15 protein-coding genes and 1 pseudogene are annotated in these 19,152 nt (G+C 54.7%); 5 read left to right on the top strand and 11 right to left on the bottom strand.

Going from position 1 to position 19,152, the window contains the following annotated elements:
- Nucleotides 1–544: 544 nt before the first annotated feature.
- A pseudogene (locus SJI19_RS15065) lies at nt 545–1,099 on the top strand (enolase C-terminal domain-like protein); the annotation flags it as partial.
- Nucleotides 1,100–1,160: 61 nt separating this feature from the next.
- On the opposite strand, the gene SJI19_RS15060 reads toward SJI19_RS15065, so the two are convergent.
- The 5 genes from SJI19_RS15060 to dgt all read right to left on the bottom strand — a co-directional run bounded on the left by SJI19_RS15060 (nt 1,161) and on the right by dgt (nt 6,628).
- Nucleotides 1,161–1,451, bottom strand: a complete 291-nt coding sequence (locus SJI19_RS15060) for a helix-turn-helix transcriptional regulator (RefSeq protein WP_323479083.1) — start codon at nt 1,449–1,451, stop codon at nt 1,161–1,163.
- Nucleotides 1,444–1,779 carry a type II toxin-antitoxin system RelE/ParE family toxin gene (locus SJI19_RS15055; protein ID WP_323479082.1) on the bottom strand — a complete coding sequence of 112 codons (336 nt, stop codon included), beginning with the start codon at nt 1,777–1,779 and terminating at the stop codon, nt 1,444–1,446. The genes SJI19_RS15060 and SJI19_RS15055 overlap by 8 nt, the downstream gene beginning before the upstream one ends.
- 124 nt (nt 1,780–1,903) lie before the next feature.
- The gene (locus SJI19_RS15050; protein ID WP_323479081.1) at nt 1,904–3,061 is read right to left on the bottom strand and encodes a CdaR family transcriptional regulator; all 1,158 of its coding nucleotides are present in this window, start codon (nt 3,059–3,061) and stop codon (nt 1,904–1,906) included.
- Nucleotides 3,062–3,324: 263 nt separating this feature from the next.
- Entirely contained in the window at nt 3,325–4,770 is a 1,446-nt protein-coding gene (degP, locus tag SJI19_RS15045) for a serine endoprotease DegP (RefSeq protein WP_323479080.1), read from the bottom strand.
- 343 nt (nt 4,771–5,113) lie between these two features.
- Nucleotides 5,114–6,628, bottom strand: a complete 1,515-nt coding sequence (dgt, locus tag SJI19_RS15040; RefSeq protein ID WP_323479101.1) for a dGTPase — start codon at nt 6,626–6,628, stop codon at nt 5,114–5,116.
- Nucleotides 6,629–6,860: 232 nt separating this feature from the next.
- On the opposite strand from dgt, the gene mtnN reads away from it, so the two are divergent.
- From mtnN to SJI19_RS15025, 3 genes are read left to right on the top strand one after another with little or no spacing between them, the layout of a single operon-like run.
- Nucleotides 6,861–7,565 carry a 5'-methylthioadenosine/S-adenosylhomocysteine nucleosidase gene (gene mtnN / locus SJI19_RS15035; RefSeq protein WP_323479079.1) on the top strand — a complete coding sequence of 235 codons (705 nt, stop codon included), beginning with the start codon at nt 6,861–6,863 and terminating at the stop codon, nt 7,563–7,565.
- Complete coding sequence (gene btuF, locus SJI19_RS15030) at nt 7,565–8,407, top strand: vitamin B12 ABC transporter substrate-binding protein BtuF (protein ID WP_323479078.1); 843 nt, start codon at nt 7,565–7,567, stop codon at nt 8,405–8,407. The genes mtnN and btuF overlap by 1 nt, the downstream gene beginning before the upstream one ends.
- Nucleotides 8,407–9,012 carry a TRIC cation channel family protein gene (locus tag SJI19_RS15025; RefSeq protein WP_416347553.1) on the top strand — a complete coding sequence of 202 codons (606 nt, stop codon included), beginning with the start codon at nt 8,407–8,409 and terminating at the stop codon, nt 9,010–9,012. The genes btuF and SJI19_RS15025 overlap by 1 nt, the downstream gene beginning before the upstream one ends.
- Nucleotides 9,013–9,108: 96 nt before the next feature.
- Here the strand turns inward: SJI19_RS15025 and erpA are convergent, their stop codons facing one another.
- Together erpA and clcA are read right to left on the bottom strand one after the other, a co-directional pair.
- Complete coding sequence (erpA, locus tag SJI19_RS15020; protein WP_323479076.1) at nt 9,109–9,453, bottom strand: iron-sulfur cluster insertion protein ErpA; 345 nt, start codon at nt 9,451–9,453, stop codon at nt 9,109–9,111.
- A 154-nt stretch (nt 9,454–9,607) separates the two neighbouring features.
- A complete protein-coding gene (gene clcA / locus SJI19_RS15015; protein ID WP_323479075.1) occupies nt 9,608–11,050 on the bottom strand; it encodes a H(+)/Cl(-) exchange transporter ClcA in 1,443 nt (480 codons plus the stop codon).
- Nucleotides 11,051–11,249: 199 nt separating this feature from the next.
- On the opposite strand from clcA, the gene hemL reads away from it, so the two are divergent.
- Nucleotides 11,250–12,548 (top strand): glutamate-1-semialdehyde 2,1-aminomutase, encoded by a 1,299-nt coding sequence (gene hemL, locus SJI19_RS15010; RefSeq protein WP_323479074.1) that lies wholly within the window; start codon nt 11,250–11,252, stop codon nt 12,546–12,548.
- Between the two features lie 138 nt (nt 12,549–12,686).
- Here hemL and fhuB read toward each other — a convergent pair whose 3' ends face one another.
- The 4 genes from fhuB to mrcB all read right to left on the bottom strand — a co-directional run bounded on the left by fhuB (nt 12,687) and on the right by mrcB (nt 19,133).
- Complete coding sequence (gene fhuB, locus SJI19_RS15005; protein WP_323479100.1) at nt 12,687–14,675, bottom strand: Fe(3+)-hydroxamate ABC transporter permease FhuB; 1,989 nt, start codon at nt 14,673–14,675, stop codon at nt 12,687–12,689.
- Between the two features lie 34 nt (nt 14,676–14,709).
- Nucleotides 14,710–15,609: a Fe(3+)-hydroxamate ABC transporter substrate-binding protein FhuD gene (gene fhuD / locus SJI19_RS15000; RefSeq protein WP_323479099.1), complete on the bottom strand. Its 900-nt coding sequence runs from the start codon at nt 15,607–15,609 to the stop codon at nt 14,710–14,712.
- A complete protein-coding gene (gene fhuC, locus SJI19_RS14995; protein ID WP_323479073.1) occupies nt 15,609–16,430 on the bottom strand; it encodes a Fe3+-hydroxamate ABC transporter ATP-binding protein FhuC in 822 nt (273 codons plus the stop codon). Before fhuC ends, fhuD begins: the two co-directional genes overlap by 1 nt.
- A gap of 159 nt (nt 16,431–16,589) precedes the next feature.
- A complete protein-coding gene (gene mrcB, locus SJI19_RS14990; protein ID WP_323479072.1) occupies nt 16,590–19,133 on the bottom strand; it encodes a bifunctional glycosyl transferase/transpeptidase in 2,544 nt (847 codons plus the stop codon).
- Nucleotides 19,134–19,152: the final 19 nt, after the last annotated feature.

Genomic DNA, 19,152 nt, shown 5'->3' with positions numbered 1-19,152 from the left:
AACCTTGGGTTGAACGCATTACATTATGCAAATGCATAATGCTGTTGGGTTAACCATAGACAAAACACACCCAATGTCCTATTACCATGAATCTTGTCTCAAAATAGAAATGTAAAAACCGGAATAACTATGAGTTTTCTGATAAAAATCGGCAAGGATGTTGAAACCCTTTCTCACATTTTTTCACGTGGATTTTATCACTTTCCGGTTAAACGTTAATGCGGCCATATGCATATATTTACATCCTTATCAGACCATGGAAAAGGATTGCCATAAATAGATATGGATCATATCGGCATGGACTTTAGCCATAAAATAAATTGTTTTATCGCACTTAATTAAGTCATTAGCACAATGTGTTGTTTGGCGATAATATTTATACTTTGCTTGTATTCAGAGTGAATAATCATAAGATGCATTTAAACATGTCAGCGCCACTATGTTGAATTTACAGCATCTTACACATCAGGCAGATAAACAATCATTCCCTAGCCGGGAAGAGGAAATATGGCCGATAACTCTATTAGTATTGCCACTCATAAAACCCTGCGGTGCAGAACAAGGTTTCTCCGGGCGCGAGGTGATGGCGGAGTTCAAACGCGCCACTGGTCTACCGGTAGCAACCAATATGATCGCCACCAACTGGCGTGAACTGTGCCATGCGGTACAACTTAACGCCATTGATATTCCTCTTGCCGATCCACATTTTTGGACCCTACAGGGCGCGATACGTGTTGCACAGTTGTGTGATGAATGGGGCATGACCTGGGGTTGCCATTCCAATAACCATTTTGATATTTCGCTGGCGATGTTTGTGCATGTGGGTGCCGCCGCGCCGGGCAAACCTACCGCGCTCGATACCCATTGGATTTGGCAGGAAGGTGAGCATCTCACTAAGGATCCGCTACAAATTATCGACGGCGCGGTAAAATTGACCGATAAGCCGGGGCTAGGAGTGGACATTGATATGGCACTCGTGGAAAAACAACATGAGCGCTATAAAAGAATGCCTTCTGGCGCGCGCAACGACGCCACAGCAATGCAGTATTTGATTCCGGGCTGGGCCTTTGACCGAAAACGGCCGGCACTCGTGCGTTAGACCTCTGGGGTACGGATTAGCATACCCCGATATCTTCCCGTGCGTGGATGGCAGTACTGGCTTAGCTGTCGGTGGCCAGCTTCATATTGACGCCACAGGCTGCCGCGTAGCGTTTGAGCGTATGATAAGACGCTTTGGTCACGTTACGCTCAAGGCGGTTAATCGCCGGTGGATTGACCCCCATCCGCCGGGCAATCTCAGTTTTGGTGAGACCTGCATTTTCACGCCATTGTGTTAACTGTTCCAGCAGCAGGTCTTCTTCCATCGCCTCTTCATAGGCGGCAATGGCTTGCGGGCTATCCAGCAGACGCTTCATAACCTCGGCATGTTTAATGGCTACGACCTTAGTCATCAGTGAGCTCCTCCAACCGTTGCAATGCGAGCAAAATTTCATTACGCGGCGTTTTTTCGGTTTTTTTGACAAAACAGCGCAGAATGAAGATGCGTTTTCCCTGTTGAAATACAAAAAATGCCCTGGCGATATCAACACCAGAGGCTCGCAGCTCAAACAATCCGTCTTCGACCGGTCTAGTCTGTGGAAAGCGTAAACTATTGCCCCGCTGCTCCAGCAGCGCCAGCAGCGCCAGCAGCGCCAGCAGACGAGCCATTTTACCACGCAGCGTAGCAGGTAACTCGGCAAGCTCCCGCACCGCGTCCGGATGGTAAAGTAAATCGAACATACAACCTCCTTGTCAAGACGCTTATATTATCTCAAACAAAAACTTTCCTCAAGAGTGAATATTTCCCTGTAGGCTAATAAATGCTGTACTAATCATTCCCCATACATCCTCGCACCTGCGTGGGCTACGCTTCATCATCCAATTGCAAGGCGATATACAGCAGCAGGCGATCGTCAAAATTGGACAAATCCAGGCCGGTCATTTCTGAGATGCGGTTCAGACGGTATTCCAGCGTGTTGCGGTGGATAAACAATGCCTTAGACGTCGGCGTGGGTTGAACATTATGGCGAAACCAGGCAATTAGCGTACGCCGGAGCAAGCCGTTATTATCCATGGCTTTTAGCTTTGCCAGCGGACGCACCAGTTCACTGGCCTGCCAACCGCCGCGTAAACTGTCAAGCAGCACCGGCAGCATCAGATCAGGATAAAAATATCGACGCTGTTCGGGTAGGCGCTGTTTACCTACCGACATGGTAGTGCGGGCCGTACGCCAGGATCGCGCGATACCGCCGGCACCAGGAAAATAGTTGCCTAGGGCGATACGCACCCGAAGACGGCTGCTTTCGTTCATGCGGGAAAACAGGGTATCCACCCGACGACGATGCTCCTCAGCATCCCAGCGGCCATGGCTATTAAGCGCCGGTTTTAGCACCACCATCTCCGTGAGCGATACAATCGCTATCAGGTTATCCCGCTCCGGGGTGGTCAGCAGCGTCTGTAGTTGCTGCAACTCCACCATGGCGCTATCAACGCCTAACTGGCCACTATCCACTTCCACCACCGCAGCCACCCGCGGTTGATTAATATCAATGCCTAGGCGCTGAGCCCATTCAATCAACGCCGGGGTCACTTCCTCGGCACGGATTAAATTGAGCACCAATTCTTCACGCAGACGGCTATCCTGGGCCAGCATATGCAGTAAACGAGCCTGTTCAAGCATCATTTCCGCCGTCATACAGACCAGTTCACCATACTGCCTGAGCTGGCTTGGATTACCGGTCAGTCCGATAACACCCACAATATTGCCATCTATTTTAAGCGGCAAATTGATGCCCGGACGGACGCCGTGGAGGTGACGGGCTACGCCATCGTCAATATCCACCACCCGTGCCTGGGATAACGCCAACAACGCGCCTTCGTGCAATTCACCGACACGTTCTTCATCGCCACTGCCGATAATCCGGCCCCTGGCGTCCATTACGTTGATATTGCTGTCGATGATCTGCATGGTCCTTGCCACAATGTCTTGTGCCAACTTCGCATCAAGATGATACGTAGCCATCCTCACCCCCGGTCCATTAAGCCCTTTGCCCTATTGTATACGGGCGGTTAGGCTCATACATTGTGCAGATGCACAAACAGAAACCTTATGCACAAAATTTGTGGGGGATATCACAAATATCTACATAATTCGCGTGACAGAAATACCAACACACCGCTTCCAACGTGAAGTATGACGGGTATAAAAACCGAAAAACGGCGCCATAAAGACGCCGCCTATGCGATGCAACAAACCCGACCGGGGAAAATGGCCGGAGGGAAAGGTTACTGCGCTAGCAGGTATAGCGTAGTGTCGCCACGCTGTACGTTTAATGCCAGCACCGAGGGTTTAGTCTCGATAATTTTACGTAGCTCGGCCAGATCCTGTACTGGCTGCTGATTAACACCCAGGATGATATCGTCTTTTTTCAGGCCGATGCGCGCCGCCGTGCTGCCGGCTTTGACATTGTCTACCTTAACACCCTTGGGATCGCTGTTATTACTCAACTCGGCGCCTTCGATACCGGTAAAGACAAAACCTGAATCCACTTGCGATTGAGTGCTTTGTTCAAGGGTGACATCCACCGTCACGGGTTTGCCTTCGCGCAACAGGCCAAGTGTCACCTTGGTGCCTACCGGCTTGGAGCTGACCTCAGCGCGGAATGCAGCAAAACTGCTGATAGCACGCCCATTCAAGGAAACGATAACGTCCCCGGCCTTGACGCCGGCCTTGGCCGCGGCGGATTTTGGCAAGACCTGACTGACAAACGCGCCGCGCTGGGCATCGACATTCATCGCCTTGGCCAACTCTGGATTCAACTCGGTGCCCAAGATGCCAATTTCACCGCGTCTTACCTGACCATATTCGATCATTTGCGCCGTCAGATTTTTCACCATGTTGCTGGGAATGGCAAAACCAATGCCGATATTGCCACCGTCCGGCGCGAGTATTGCGGTATTAATACCGATCAGCTCACCATTAAGATTTACCAGCGCCCCGCCTGAGTTGCCCCGATTGATGGCGGCATCGGTTTGAATAAAGTTTTCGTAGTTTTCAACGTTAAGCCCGCTGCGTCCCAGCGCGGAGACAATCCCTGAGGTCGCGGTTTCACCCAACCCGTAAGGATTGCCGATGGCTACGGTATAATCCCCTACCCGCAGTTGATCCGAATCAGCCATCTTGATGGCAGTCAGGTTTTTAAAATTGATCAACTGTACTAAAGCAATATCGGAGCGGGGGTCTTTGCCGATAATTTTGGCATCGAAGCGACGACCATCATTGAGTTGGACCTGGATTTTGGTGGCATCTTTAACCACATGGTTATTGGTGACGACATACCCCTTCTGAGCATCAATAATCACCCCGGCACCCAGTGCCATGAATTTCTCTTGGGTTGGCGGAGTATTGTCTTCACCGGCACCACCGTTTTGACACAACGGCGAGGCTTGGAATGGCGACCCCTCCTGACACAGCGGCGAATTGTCGCCAAAGAATTGCTGCAATTGGTTTGGCACCCGCGATGATGCGGGTACTGAGGTACTGCCCTCGACACTAATACTGACCACCGACGGCATCACCTTTGCCAGCATAGGGGCCAGACTGGGGAGTGGCTGGTTGGTAGCCGCGGTGGGTACCGCAGAAGCAGTTTCCGCCGCTAAGGTGGATACCGGAAACAGCGCCAGACTTAAACTAAATGCCAGTGCGCTTAGGGCCAAATTTGTGTTTTTCATCTAGTGTTGTCTCTATTGTGAATATCAGATAAGGATGCAGACCATTGCTGTGGCCATATATGTGAGATATATGAAATAACCTAAAGTTCAGCGTCATAAAAACGTCAATAGTAAATAATTATTGGGCCCATTTACAAATCCCTACTTTATTACCTATGCCACTGACAACGTGGCAACGTGGCAACGTGGCAACGTGGCAACGTGAAGTATGACGGGTATACCCTAAATAATTCGCGTGGCAGCAAGGCGGCAACGCAGCGAATTCCCAGGAGCTTACTCAAGTAAAAGACTGGAATGAGCGAGGACAGCCAACGCAGCTGCAACGTGAAGTATGACGGGTATATCATTCTGCGGCCATCAAACGCCTATATTCATCCCACGCATACAGATCGGTCATTCCACTAATATAGTCTTGAATTAAACGTACGCGATAATAAAATTCCATCATTGGCTGTTGGCGTTGCGGATAATGGCTTAAATCAGCCACCGCTTCACCATAGGCTAGGCGATGTTTCATGGATAATTTATGAAACAATCGGGTGGGGATCATATAGTCACGATGAAAATCCTGTGTCGCTAGCTCACGAAATGCCTCTAGCGGCATGTCCAGTAAGGGACTATAAATTTCAAGTAAGCCGTTTATCACCCGATAGCCTTGTAATTCAAGCTGTTCAACTTCCGGATGGTTGAAAACATGTTTAAACGCCACCGCCTTGAATATTTTTAGCAATCGATAAGCAGGACTTGAGTCTTCGAGCAGCGCCTGATTAAAACAGCCATCAAATACCGGGGCCAGGTTATCTAAAAACCGTTGTGCTGCATGGGGTACCAGACATGCTACGGTATTGACTCGTAAATGCATAAAGAATTGGTCACCACTGCGCAATCCTTGGTTGCGTTTAATCTTTTCATATACCGTCACGACCACCCGTTGGAAAAGGTCACCGGTCTCCACGTTACCCCATTCATCGCGCAGATAATGATAGAGCTGTTCAACGGTGAAGATTTTTTTTTCCACGGCGTCTTCCAGATCGGCAATACAGTAGGATATATCGTCGGCAGCTTCCATAATATAGGTCAGGGGAAAACGATGAAATTCGCCCAGTCCAAGTTGCTCGCGCAATGTTTTGACATACTCTTCCTCTGCCAGATAGTAGCCCGGTTTTTTCATCAGATAGCTGAAATCGGCCGGCACTTGGCCTTGCCAATAGGCCGGTCGGGTATATTTCAAGATACATCCAACCTGGGCGTAGGTCAGGTTAAGTTTTAGCAGGCTATGCACCATACGTATCGCCTGGGCATTGCCTTCAAAATGGCATAAATCGAGTCGGATGCGGCTGCGCAGGGCATTATTGTCATCTTCCCCGGCGCGCAGACGCAGGATCTCCACGCGGCATCGGTCATTGCCCTGGGCTTCATTGCCAAGGCCCGCGATATCCAAGCGCTGGCTGAACCAGTCATTGATCGCTGCCTCGCCGAAATGGCCAAATGGCGGGTTGCCAATATCGTGCATCAAGCAGGCCATTTCCACTATGCTCTCAAAAGGGGCTTCCAGTTGCGCTAAGCCGAGCGGTACAATTCTTTGTTCGCGTTTTAGCTGGTGGAACACCTCTTTGACAATATGCCGCCCGACCTGCTGGACTTCCATGGAGTGGGTAAGGCGCGAGCGTACTGCGGCATTGCGTTCTAAGGGAAAGACTTGGGTTTTTTGCTGCAGACGGCGGATGGCGGCGGAATTGATGATACGTCCGCGATCGCTTTCAAATTGGCGGATCACGCTATATTCGTCCGTTGCGGTGATAGGGGAACTGAATGGGCGCTGAAAACTGATTTTTTTACTAAAGTCGATTGCGGACATCATGATCCCCGGATTAATTTCCCTGAGTACTGTGATACCCATACCCAAGGCTAAATGCAACCCTGGCGGTAATTATTTCCAGCCGTCAGGCGTGATAGACTATTCAGGTATGCCCACTGAGGCCGGTGTAAATCCGTCATATTGATGGTCGCGGCACGAAAAGTGGCCAGTCTCGCCGTTGACGGCGGGAGCCGTCACATTACCCCTTCTTAATGACCAAAAGGATAACCACATGAGAGTAGGCATTATCGGCGCAATGGAACAAGAGGTCGCCCTGCTACGTGATCAAATTAAAGACCGGACTACCTGGCAGCAGGCGGGATGCGAAATATACAGCGGCACCTTGCAGGGCATTGACGTAGCGCTGGTGAAATCCGGCATTGGCAAGGTTTCCGCCGCCCTGAGCACCACGTTGCTGCTGGATCATTTCCATCCCGATAAGGTGATCAATACCGGTTCCGCTGGCGGTCTGGATCCGTTGCTCAAGGTGGGGGATATCGTGGTGTCTTCCGAGGCACGCTATCATGATGTAGACGTGACGGCCTTTGGTTATGTGCCTGGACAAATGGCGCAGTGCCCCGCCGCATTTGTGGCGGATCAGGCGTTGGTCGCGCTGGCGGAACGTTGCATCGCCGAGTTGGAGCAGCATGCGGTACGCGGCCTGGTGGTCAGCGGCGACGCCTTTATCAACGGCGCGCAGCCACTTGAGCATATCCGGACCACCTTTCCCCAGGCGATTGCGGTAGAGATGGAAGCGACTGCCATTGCCCACGTATGCCATCAGTTTGGCGTGCCATTTGTGGTCGTGCGCGCCATTTCCGATGTGGCGGATCAAACATCCCATTTGAGTTTTGACGAATTTTTAGCCGTCGCAGCCACACAATCCAGTCGCCTGGTGGAAGCGATGCTGCACTCCCTGGCCGGACAGCGCCAATAATGCCGGCAGCGGGTTGGTGGGTAGGCATAAGACTGTTGCGTGCCATCGTCTTGTTGCTGGGCTTGAGTACGCTGCCAGTCGATGCCGCTACCCGGGTGATAAGCCTGGCACCGCACATTACCGAACTGGCCTATGCGGCGGGGATGGGGGACGTTTTGGTGGCGGCCAGCGCCTGGTCAGATTATCCACCGGCCGCGCGGCGGTTGGAGCACGTCGCCTCTTGGCAGGGCATCAATGTGGAGCGGATACTGGCGTTAAAACCGGATCTGATCTTGGCCTGGCGCGGAGGCAATCCGCAGCGCCAACTGGACCAACTGGCGACCTTCGGCATTCCCATTGTTTATATTGACCCACTCAGTATCGATGACTTGCCCCGCGCCCTTGATAACCTGGCCCGTTTCAGTCCGCATCCCGAGCTGGCGCATCAGGCCGCGCGCGACATAAAACAGCAGATTGTCGATTTAAAACAGCGCTATGCCAGCAATCCCCCTACTCGGGTATTTTTGCAGTTCGGCACCCAGCCTTTGTTTACCGCCGGGCCAAACACCTTGCAAAGCCAGGTGCTTAGCCTGTGCGGCGCACGTAATATTTTTGCCGATAGCCCGGTACCCTGGCCGCAGATTGGCCGTGAGCAGGTGCTGATTCGCCGGCCTCAGCTCATTGTGATTGCCGGCGGCGATGCCCGCATCGCCGTCATCCAACATTTTTGGCACCCTCAGTTGTCGGTGCCAGTGATTGCCCTGAATGAAGATTGGTTTAATCGCAGCGGCCCGCGTATCCTTCTGGCGGCGGCAAAATTGTGCCGCGAACTGGCGGCTATGCCAACGACTGGGGTTAAGTGATGTTGGGCTTTCTTGATATATTGGGCACGGCAGTATTTGCCGTTTCCGGGGTGTTGCTGGCGGGCAAGCTGCGCATGGATCCCTTCGGCGTGCTAGTACTGGGTGTTGTGACCGCCGTGGGTGGCGGCACCATCCGGGATATGGCATTGAACCACGGTCCGGTGTTCTGGGTTGCTGATCCCACCGATCTGGTGGTGGCGATGATAACCTGCTTCGTCACCATAATGGTGATAAGACAACCGCGCCGATTGCCACCCTGGATACTGCCGGTGCTGGACGCCATCGGGCTGGCGGTATTTGTCGGTATCGGCGTAAACAAAGCCTTTGCCAGCGGCACCGGCCCGCTGATTGCCATCTGCATGGGGGTGATTACCGGTGTGGGCGGCGGCATGATTCGCGACGTGCTGGCGCGGGAAATTCCAATGATCCTGCGCACCGAGGTCTATGCCACTGCGTGTATTATCGGCGGTATCGTGCACGCCACCGCGTTTCATACTTTCCATATTGACGCGCAGCATGCCGCTATCCTTGGCATGGCCATTACCCTGGGTATTCGGCTGGCGGCCATTCGCTGGCATCTGAAATTACCAACATTTGAGCTGTGACTCGCGTAATGGCAGATGGCCTGCGTGTAGCCCACAGGCAAAAAAAAACCGCTGCGCATTGGCCGCACCGGAATTTTTGCCATGGGTCATCGGTGTTCAGACACTAAATGACGATCCGCAGCCGCAGGTAGTTTTGGCGTTCGGGTTGGTGACAACAAAACGCGAACCCTCTAGCCCCTCGGTATAGTCCACCGACCCGCCGATCAGATACTGCAGGCTCATGGGATCCACTACCAGCGCCACGCCCTGTTTTTCAATGGTCAAGTCGTCTTCATTGATTTTATCATCGAAAGTGAAGCCATACTGAAAACCACTACAGCCGCCGCCGGTGATATAAACCCGTAATTTGAGGTTGGGATTTTCCTCCTCAGAAATCAGGTTTTTCACTTTTTTTGCCGCTGAATCGGTAAATTGTAAAGGCAATGTCGCCGTTTCACTCATTATCTACTCCCACCAAAATCATCAAGGGTATTCCCCGTCATACTTCACGTCGCAGCTGCGTTGGTTTTCCTGTCACGCGAATTATTCGGGGTATACAGCCCAGCGTGAAACTTCATTATCCGCTAGCTTAGCATAGCGTACAAGTATTGCGCATTCAGGATAGTTTGTTTACCGCCTCGTGCGGTTGGCACTCTTTATCCTGTTTCTTCTCCTGGTCCTCCAGGTTCTCCTGGCGTTGTAAGGTACGGGCCAGGATAGACGAGTAGAGTGGTTTGCCACCGAGGAACTGCGCTAGCAGCGTCGCACCAAGGCAGGTAATGATCATCGGCAGGATCAACTGATAGTTATCGGTCATTTCCAGCACCAGGACAATACCGGTCAGCGGTGCACGTACCGATGCGGCAAAGAGTGCCCCCATACCGGCAATAGCAAAAGTTGCTGGCTGTAACCCATAGTGAGGAAACATGGCGCTACCCGCCATGCCAAAGGCGGTACCAAGTAGGGTGCCGAGCGCCAGCATCGGCGCGAAAATGCCCCCCGGCGCGCCGGAGCCGAAACACAGCAACGTCGTGGCCATGCGAGCAATAAAAATAAACAGCAGAGAACCCGCAGTAAAATGACCCGCCGCCGCTAAGGGGATAAGGCTAAATCCCCCTCCCGCAGCCTCGGGCTCAATCAGGCCCAGTACACCACACAGGCCGCCGAGCAGACCGCCGATCAGCACCCATTTACCGAGCCGGCCGCCGTGCAGACGAAAAAACATATCCTGAGTCATAAAAATCAGCCGGTTAAACATCACACCGACGACACCAAACAACATCCCCAGGACCAAATAGAGCCACAGCGTATCGATCGGCGCACCGGCCAATCGACCCACTTCAATCACCGCACGATCGCCGTTGCACAGACGAAACACAATGCTCGACATAATGACGCCGATAAACACGGCCTTCACTGAAATCAGGTTATAGCGGAACTGCGGTCGCATTTCCTCCAGAATAAACAATATTCCAGCCAGTGGCGCGTTAAACGCCGCCGTTAACCCCGCCGCCGCACCGGTGGCCAACAGCGAATGCCGGGCCTCGGCGCCGGGCAACCGAAAAATATCCAGCACCATGCGGCCAAGATTACCGCCCAGTTGCACGGTCGGCCCCTCGCGCCCTAGGACCATGCCAGCGCCGAGTGTCCCCAAGCCACCGAGGAACTTGACTGGGATCACCCGCCACCAGCGTACTGGCCGCAGTTCCTCGAGCGCACCTTCGATTTCCGGGATCCCCGACCCTCCCGCTTCGGGAGCAAAACGCCGCACCAGATAATAGCCCATCATAGCCAGCAGCCCAGAAAGGATAAACGCCGCCGGCGCAAGCAGCAGCCAATGGTGCGGTATGGCGGCCAGCATTGACAGACGATTGGCCTGGACCCAATCCACCGCTTTTTCGAAGCCCACACCGACAAAACCGACCAAGGTTCCAACGATAGCCGCCATTATCAGCACAATCACCGGCGTTTTATCACGATAAAGCAGGCGGCGAAACATTTGCCCACGCGCGAAGCGCCCGACCGGCACCGAGGTGGAAGAGGGTTCGATCTCAGCCATAAAAAACACCATAACCTTAAGCGGGTGTAACGACAGGGGGTCAATCATATGAAAAACCAAGGGGTCAGCTATTCTACCCCAGCCGTAACAGGCCGTCTGTTAAAAGTTATTCAGGCGGGGGCTAACAACGATGTCTTATTATCGGCCAGTTTATTACACTACTAGGCAAATGTTGTTGTTTTCTCTTAGGAGTCGATTCATGAGTCAATCCGAAAACCTGTACGCCCAGGCGCTACAACTGATCCCCGGCGGAGTCAATTCTCCGGTGCGCGCATTTAATGGCGTCGGCGGCACACCGCTGTTTATCGACAGAGCGGACGGCGCCTGGTTGTACGATGTCGACGGCAAAGCCTATATCGACTACGTGGGTTCATGGGGGCCGATGGTGTTAGGTCACAATCACCCGGCGGTACGCGAAGCGGTGCTCGAAGCCGTGGGTCGGGGGCTGAGCTTTGGCGCGCCCACCGCCATTGAAGTGAAAATGGCCGCCCTGGTCACTGAACTGGTGCCGACCATGGATATGGTACGGATGGTGAATTCCGGCACCGAAGCCACCATGAGCGCTATCCGACTGGCCCGTGGTTATACCGGGCGCGATAAAATCATCAAATTCGAAGGCTGCTATCACGGACATGCCGACGGCTTGCTGGTTAAAGCCGGATCGGGCGCGCTGACCCTCGGCCAGCCAAGTTCCCCTGGCGTGCCGGAGGATTTTGCCAAACATACCCTCACCTGCACCTTCAACGACCTGAACTCGGTACGCCAGATGTTGGTGCGCTACCCACAGGAAATCGCCTGTATTATCGTCGAGCCCGTAGCCGGCAATATGAATTGCGTGCCGCCGCTACCGGAATTTTTACCGGGTCTGCGCACGCTGTGCGATGAGTTCGGTGCACTGCTGATAATCGACGAAGTCATGACCGGTTTTCGGGTAGCGCTGGCTGGCGCTCAGGCCTATTACGGTGTGGTACCGGATCTGACCTGCCTGGGTAAAATCATCGGCGGCGGTATGCCGGTAGGCGCCTTTGGCGGGCGGCGTGACATCATGCAGGCGCTGGCGCCGACCGGACCGGTTTATCAGGCCGGTACACTCTCGGGCAATCCCATCGCCATGGCCGCCGGGTTCGCCTGCCTAAACGAAATCTCCCGCCCCGGCATCTATGAAACCCTTACCGGACTAACCGACCGATTGGCAAACGGGTTACTCCGTGTGGCGCAGGAGCAAGGTATCCCGCTGGTGGTCAATCACGTGGGCGGCATGTTCGGCTTGTTTTTCACCCAATCCCCTACCGTCACCTGCTACCAGGATGTGATGGCCTGCAACGTCGAGCGGTTTAAACAGTTTTTCCACCTGATGCTTGATGAGGGGATTTACCTGGCACCGTCAGCGTTCGAGGCCGGATTCATGTCTTTGGCCCATGGGGAACCGGAGCTTGATCGCACCATCGATGCCGCCCGTCGCAGTTTTGCCAAAATGCGTGCCACCAGCGGCGCTTAAGCCCCATCAATCATAGGATGGCGGGTATACGAGCAGGCTTCAGTCTGTCCGGTCCCCGCCAGCATGATACTGGGACTATTGAGCGGGAAGGCACCACACTCAATCACGGATACCGCGATTGTCCCGTCGACGAACCGCTCAGTGCGCCTGCCGGCGCAGCAAAATAATAAAATAGGGCGCGCCGATAAAGGTTGCCAGTAGCCCCGCTGGAATTTGATTGGGGAACAACAGCATCCTGCCACACCAGTCGGCAATCAGCATGAGTGCGCCGCCGAGCAGCGCGGCCACCGTCATTTGCGCTGGCGCCTTACGAAATCCCATCATCCTGGCCATATGCGGCGACATCAACCCAACAAAGCTCAATGGGCCGACGGTCAGGGTTGCGGCGGCAGTCAACATTGCCGCCAACAGCAATACCGTCATCCGCGCACGCATCAACGGTAGACCCAGTCCACGTGCAGTATCACCACCCAGCGGCAACATGGCTAACCAACGGTGGCACAACGGAATGAGCGCGAACAATACCAATGCAGTGAGGGTGCTGGCGATGGCCGTCGGCGCCCGCACGCCATAAGTGGATCCCGAGATCCAGCTCAGCAGGCCGCCAAGGCGGGGATCGCCACTGATCAACAGCAAGGTGATCAAGGTCGTAAAAGCACTACCGAGCGCAATTCCCGCCAACAGCATCCTCTGGGGAGAAAAATGCCGCCGTCCTGATACCAGTAGAATGGCAGCCAGCGTAAGCGCAGCCCCTACACTCCCCGCCGGCAGCAGCCAGATAAACGCATCGCCCGGGACCAGAAACATGATGAATACCACAGCGGACGCTGCACCAGCGCTGATACCCAGGACCTCCGGGCTGCCCATGGGATTACCGGTCAGCTTTTGTATCAGGGTACCAGCGACCGCCAGCATCATGCCGGCGCTCAACGCCGCCAGCATCCGCGGCCATCGCCAGGGCAGCAGACGCGCCAGATCGTCAGCGCCGGCCCAGAACCAGCCTTGGCTATCGCGCCCCAGCATCAGCATAATGCCCATCACCGCCAGCAGCGCTACCAGACCCAGTCCGCTCCATAGGAGTGGATGAGCGCGTTCAGGGTGGGGCGGGCTAATGGCATCATCCGTAGCGGGCGCCACCGCATAACGCAAACGCGGCAATAAGCCTAACAAAATCGGCGCGCCAATCAGCGCCGTGGCCGCGCCGGTGGGCACATCCCGCCAGATTTGGGCTAGCCAGACCATCAGTTGATCGGTGAACCACAGCAGCAATGCACCTATCGGCAGCGCCAGCAATAGGCGCTGCCGTAGGCGTCGCGCCCCTAACAACTTGGCCAGCAGCGGTGCGAATAACCCGATAAATCCGACGATGCCTACGGCATTCACCAACTGTGCGCTGAGAACAATGGCCAGTCCCAGCGCCGCCAGCCGCGCCACAGACAGCCCGAGGCCGAGGTTGCGCGCGACCCCATCGTCGACCCCCAGCAGCGTCATGGGGCGAATGAGCAGCATGGCCAGCAACAACGCGATTGCCAGGCGCGGCAATACAAACACCACGCCTTGCCAATCCTGTTGATTTAGCGCCCCGCTGCTCCATAAAAACAGATTTTCCAACCGCTGGTAATGAAACAACGCCAGTAGGTTATTCACCGCGCTGCAATAGAGGCTGAGCACCAGTCCTGCCAAGATCAACGTTACCGGTGACAAACGTTTGCCCCACGCCACGCCGAACACCAGCACGCCGATAGCCAATGCCCCCAACATCGCCGCCACCTGTTGAGTATTTTGCCCTCCCGGCAGCGTCCACAACGTTGCCACTGTCATCCCCAGCTGTGCGCCACTGGAAATGCCAAGAGTAGAAGGTTCAGCCAGGGGATTTCGTAGCACTTGTTGGAATAATACGCCGGCCAAGGCTAACCCCGCCCCCACTAGCAGCGATATCACCAGGCGTGGCAACGCGCTGTAATAGAAAATGACCTGTCGGATATCCTGCTCGTCTGGATGCCATAACGCAGTGGTCCATAACCGGTATGGCAAAATCTGCTCCGTATTATACAAACTCAGCGCCAGCGCAGACAAAACCATCATTAACAATGGGATGGCAGCAATCAGACCATGACGTCGGGTCATCAACATGCCATACCCCAGTGAGCACATAAATAAATTACCACTGTGCTTCCACCTGTCGCAGCGCCCGGCAAAAACGTAACGCGGACCAGGTCGCCCCGTAAATCCAGATCGCCGATACCACCCGCAGTTGATGACGCCGTACGAAGGGCATGGCCCGCCAAAGCGGCGTCGCGGCAAGCCGCGTCAGCATCTCGCCATTACCATGATCCATGCACAGGGCTCGCGCCGGGGGCAGCATGGCCAACCGCTCAATCCCGATCACTGAGGTACCCCAGAAATTGTTGTCGCCTTGCCACGCATTAACGATACCCAGTTGCTCCATGACCTGGCCAAATAAGCTGGTTTTACCCACGATGAGGGCATGACGTTCGTCCAACAGGGAAAAGACGAGCAAGGGTTGCTCGCGATAAGACGCCAACTGTAGCCGGGTTTGCGCTATTTGCCGGTCAAAAAAAGCTAAATGTGCCTGGGCGACCTGATCCAGTCCCAGACGCTGCGCTAAAGACAGCAGTCCGGCGCGCACCACATCCAGAGGTTTGCCCCGCTTGTCGGTAAAGCTAAACCCCATGGCGGGCGCGATAGCTGACAATTGCTCAGGACGTGGCCCGTAACCCGCCGAATAGAGAATCAAATCAGGTCGCAGTTCAGCAAGCAGTTCAAAATTTGGCTCGCTGCGTTGGCCCACATCAATAACCTGCGCCGGCAACGCCGGCTCCTGGACCCATTGCCGGTAATCTCGGGTGCCGGCGACCGCCAGCGGCGTGACACCCAAGGTAAACAATAACTCCACTGGCAGCCATTCCAAGGCGATGATTCGCCGGGCTACAGGTGGTTCATCGGCCTGCACCGCCGGCAAGCGCAACAGCGGCAACATCAACAATGCTTTTAGCAGCCGTCGCCGGTTGAGATGCGTCACGTCACCTGGCATCAGCATCACATCACAAAGCTCACCGGCGCGCCGCCGTTCGGGTGAGGCAAAATGCCCATCGGGATACCATAGATATGCTCCAATACCTCGCCGCGCATCAACTCCTCCGGCATTCCTTGGGCAATCATGGCACCGTTGCGCAGCGCCACCAGCCAATCGCAGTAGCGCGCCGCCATGTTGATATCATGCAGCACGGCGATAACCGTCAGGCCACGCTGGCGGCTCAAGCGCTTAATCAAGGCCAGCACATCAACCTGATGGGCAATATCCAGCGCCGACGTCGGTTCGTCAAGCAGGAGACAGCGGCTATCCTGTGCCAACGTCATGGCCAACCAGGCACGCTGCCGCTCACCGCCGGAAAGACTGTCGACCAACCGCTGGGCCAGGGAAACTAATCCAACCGCCGCAATAGCGTCGTTCACCTGCTGGCGGTCGACGCTGCCAAAACGGCCTAGCGCGCCATGCCAGGGATAACGCCCCAAGGCGACCAATTCACGTACAGTCATTCCCTCAGCCGGCGGTAATTGCTGCGGCAGATAGGCCACCTTGCGTGCAAAGGCTTTGCTGTCCCATTGCCCCACCGACTTATCGTCAAGTCGCGCCACACCACTCGTTGCCTCATGATGCCGACCCAGGATTTTCAATAGGGTGGACTTGCCCGAGCCATTATGACCGATCAGTGCGCAGACTTTCCCTTGGGGAAAAGAAAACGTTAGCGGCTGGAGTAATACTCGTCCCGGTACGGCAAAACTCACCTCGTCCAAGGTGAAAGTGACGTTCTGCGCGGTTGTTGTAGCGGCGACAAAAGGAGGCGCGGTAGCTTGCATAGGCCCAATAAAGTAAATGATAATTATTCAAAGATGCAATGATAGGCGGAAGGGATTGTTTACTGCAAGAGGAATTCGTTTATGTCGTGCTAGCACCCTTGCCCATGGACACCGGTTGGTCATAGGAAGGAAACCCCGGCGTACCGGGGTTTTTTGAGCTTATTTGCCGAACATGTCCTTAATCCAGCCGGCGACGCCGTCGCTGCCTTTTTGTTGGTTAGGCTGCTGCTGATTGGGTTGCTGTTGACCCGGCTGGTTGGACTGATCCTGCGGCAGCAGCGGCTGTTCCGGTGCTGGTTGGCTGGCCAAGCATAGCGACTCGGGGTTGTAGGTCCACACCGGGATGGTGCGCAGACTACTGTCGCCATTACAAACGAAATTACCTGCAGAATCGATAGCCATCTGGTTGATCCCCTCTGGCGGTATCAGATTCAATGCCAGCGGCGGTTGGTTCTCCAGATAGCGGCGATACAAGGTCAGCGCACCGTTGGCCCCGGTCAGTTTGGCCGGGCCGTTATTATCCCGTCCTACCCAAGTGATGGTAACCTCTTTGCCGTCCACGCCAGCGAACCAGCTATCACGCAGGTCGTTGGTGGTACCGGTTTTACCCGCCAGATGAAAATTCGGGAACTTCACCGACAGCGAACGGGAAGTACCACGCGCCACCACCTGCTGCATAGCATATAACGTCAGATAAGCCGCCTGGGCCGGCACCACCCGTTCCGCCTGGGGGAAGCTTTGGTAGAGCACCTTACCGTCTTGGGCAATCACCGACCTTACTGCCGATAACGGCGCGCGATTGCCTCCACTGGCAATACTTTGGTACTCCTGGGCGACTTCCACCGGCGTCAGGCTTATCGCACCGAGCAGCATCGCTGGCACCGGATTGATCACATCTTTAGGTATGCCCAGTTTTTGCAGCGTCACGCTGATATTCGCCAGCCCCACCGACAGACCCAGATTAACCGTAGGCACATTGAGCGAATAGGTCAACGCATCGAGCAGCATCACCTTGCCGCTATACTTTCGATCGTAGTTTTTCGGCTCCCAGATCGTGCCGTTAGGCTGTTTGAGCGCAAGTGGCGCATCGGCCAGCCAGGTGTTCAGTCGATATTTATCCGGTTCACTCAGTGCGGTGAGATAGGTCGCGGGTTTCGCCAGTGACCCCACCGGACGGCGGGCTAGCATCGCGCGGTTAAAACCAGCGAACTGTGGATCAGCACCTCCCACCATAGCGCGGACTTCGCCGCTAAACCGGTCAACCACCACCATTGCGGTCTCGAGATCTTTTACACCACGTCCGGCACGTAACGCCGGCACGCCGGCCTCCACCGCTTTTTCCGCTGCATCCTGCGAAATGGGATCCAAGGTAGTAAAGATCTTTACACCGGACAGGCCGTCGATCTTATCGCCCAGTTTTTCCTGCAACTCCTGACGCACCATCTGCATAAAGGCCGGTTGGGGCGTGATAACCCCACCGCGCGGCTGAACGCCCAACGGCCTGGCACTGAGCATATTGTACAAGTCAGCATCAATAACCTGCTGATCTTGAAGCAATTTTAATACGACATTACGACGTTGAAGCGCCAACTTCGGGTTGCGCCAAGGATTATACAGCGACGCACCTTTGACCATACCCACCAGCATGGCCTGCTGATCAAGACTCAATTCGTCCACCGGACGGCCAAAATAATAGAGGCTGGCCAAAGGAAAACCGCGAATTTGATCGCTACCGCTCTGCCCAAGGTAAACCTCGTTAAGGTACAGCTCCAGGATGCGATCCTTGCTGTAGCGATAATCCAGAATCAACGCCATATACGCTTCATTGGCCTTGCGCCACAAGGAGCGTTCATTAGTCAAAAACAGGTTTTTAACTAATTGCTGGGTCAGCGTGCTACCGCCCTGCACCGTGCGCCCGGCGGTAATATTGGCCAGCAGCGCACGCGCAATGGAAGTGAGGCTGATGCCGTCATGCTCATAGAAATGGCGGTCTTCGGTGGCGATCAGGGTTTGCACCAGCAAATCGGGGAAACCGGCGCGCGGCACAAACAGCCGTTGCTCGCCATTGGCCGATTGCAGCATGGTGATCAACCGCGGATCGAGACGGAAAAAACCAAAATTGCGCTGGGTGTCCTGGTTTTGGATCTGCAGCAGCCTATTGTGATCGAAGGTCAGCACCGCATGAACCTGCGGCTCCTTGCCGTCGGGGAAATCAAACGGCCGCCGCAACATATCGATGCTGTTGGCGTGCACGGTAAACTCCCCAGGACGGGTAATGCGGGTCACCTGCCGATACTGCATGCCTTCGAGCAGATTGACCATTTCATTTTTATTATAAGGCATGCCAGGCTCAAGATTGACCATCCGGCCATAAACCGCCGCTGGAAGTTGCCATACCTTGCCGTCAATGCGGCTGCGGATCTGTGCGTCAAGATAGACGCCATAGATCACCAGCAGGACCGCCAGCACCAAACAGAGTTTGATGAAGAATCCCAGCAGGCGCCGTCTTTTTCTCGGCGGGTTAGGTGGGCGTGATTTTCCTTTACGCGGTGGCATTGGCTTTTCCTCTTGATCATTATCTTCCTGATCACCATCGTGCTGATCATAATCATCCCGGTTTCGTCGTCCCGGTGGCGTATTGGTTGCTTTCTGGCCAGACGGTCTTCCGTGACGTCCAATAGGTTCGCGATCATCCCCAGACATCGTTGTGATTCTCCATACT

Origin of the sequence: Acerihabitans sp. TG2 (assembly GCF_035013185.1) — a bacterium.
In the GTDB taxonomy this organism is placed as follows: domain Bacteria; phylum Pseudomonadota; class Gammaproteobacteria; order Enterobacterales; family Enterobacteriaceae; genus Acerihabitans.
Note: the sequence above shows the minus strand (reverse complement) of the source record. Positions and strands in the feature narration are given on the sequence as shown.

What these genes read in the sequence shown, in the direction of transcription:
- SJI19_RS15060 (WP_323479083.1), bottom strand. Translation starts at nt 1,451, where the DNA reads ATGACTAAGGTCGTAGCCATTAAACATGCCGAGGTTATGAAGCGTCTG.
- erpA (WP_323479076.1), bottom strand. Translation starts at nt 9,453, where the DNA reads ATGAGTGAAACGGCGACATTGCCTTTACAATTTACCGATTCAGCGGCA.
- fhuB (WP_323479100.1), bottom strand. Translation starts at nt 14,675, where the DNA reads ATGACCCGACGTCATGGTCTGATTGCTGCCATCCCATTGTTAATGATG.
- mtnN (WP_323479079.1), top strand. Translation starts at nt 6,861, where the DNA reads ATGAGAGTAGGCATTATCGGCGCAATGGAACAAGAGGTCGCCCTGCTA.
- fhuC (WP_323479073.1), bottom strand. Translation starts at nt 16,430, where the DNA reads ATGCAAGCTACCGCGCCTCCTTTTGTCGCCGCTACAACAACCGCGCAG.
- hemL (WP_323479074.1), top strand. Translation starts at nt 11,250, where the DNA reads ATGAGTCAATCCGAAAACCTGTACGCCCAGGCGCTACAACTGATCCCC.
- fhuD (WP_323479099.1), bottom strand. Translation starts at nt 15,609, where the DNA reads ATGCTGATGCCAGGTGACGTGACGCATCTCAACCGGCGACGGCTGCTA.
- SJI19_RS15055 (WP_323479082.1), bottom strand. Translation starts at nt 1,779, where the DNA reads ATGTTCGATTTACTTTACCATCCGGACGCGGTGCGGGAGCTTGCCGAG.
- SJI19_RS15025 (WP_416347553.1), top strand. Translation starts at nt 8,407, where the DNA reads ATGTTGGGCTTTCTTGATATATTGGGCACGGCAGTATTTGCCGTTTCC.
- SJI19_RS15050 (WP_323479081.1), bottom strand. Translation starts at nt 3,061, where the DNA reads ATGGCTACGTATCATCTTGATGCGAAGTTGGCACAAGACATTGTGGCA.
- degP (WP_323479080.1), bottom strand. Translation starts at nt 4,770, where the DNA reads ATGAAAAACACAAATTTGGCCCTAAGCGCACTGGCATTTAGTTTAAGT.
- btuF (WP_323479078.1), top strand. Translation starts at nt 7,565, where the DNA reads ATGCCGGCAGCGGGTTGGTGGGTAGGCATAAGACTGTTGCGTGCCATC.
- dgt (WP_323479101.1), bottom strand. Translation starts at nt 6,628, where the DNA reads ATGTCCGCAATCGACTTTAGTAAAAAAATCAGTTTTCAGCGCCCATTC.
- mrcB (WP_323479072.1), bottom strand. Translation starts at nt 19,133, where the DNA reads ATGTCTGGGGATGATCGCGAACCTATTGGACGTCACGGAAGACCGTCT.
- clcA (WP_323479075.1), bottom strand. Translation starts at nt 11,050, where the DNA reads ATGGCTGAGATCGAACCCTCTTCCACCTCGGTGCCGGTCGGGCGCTTC.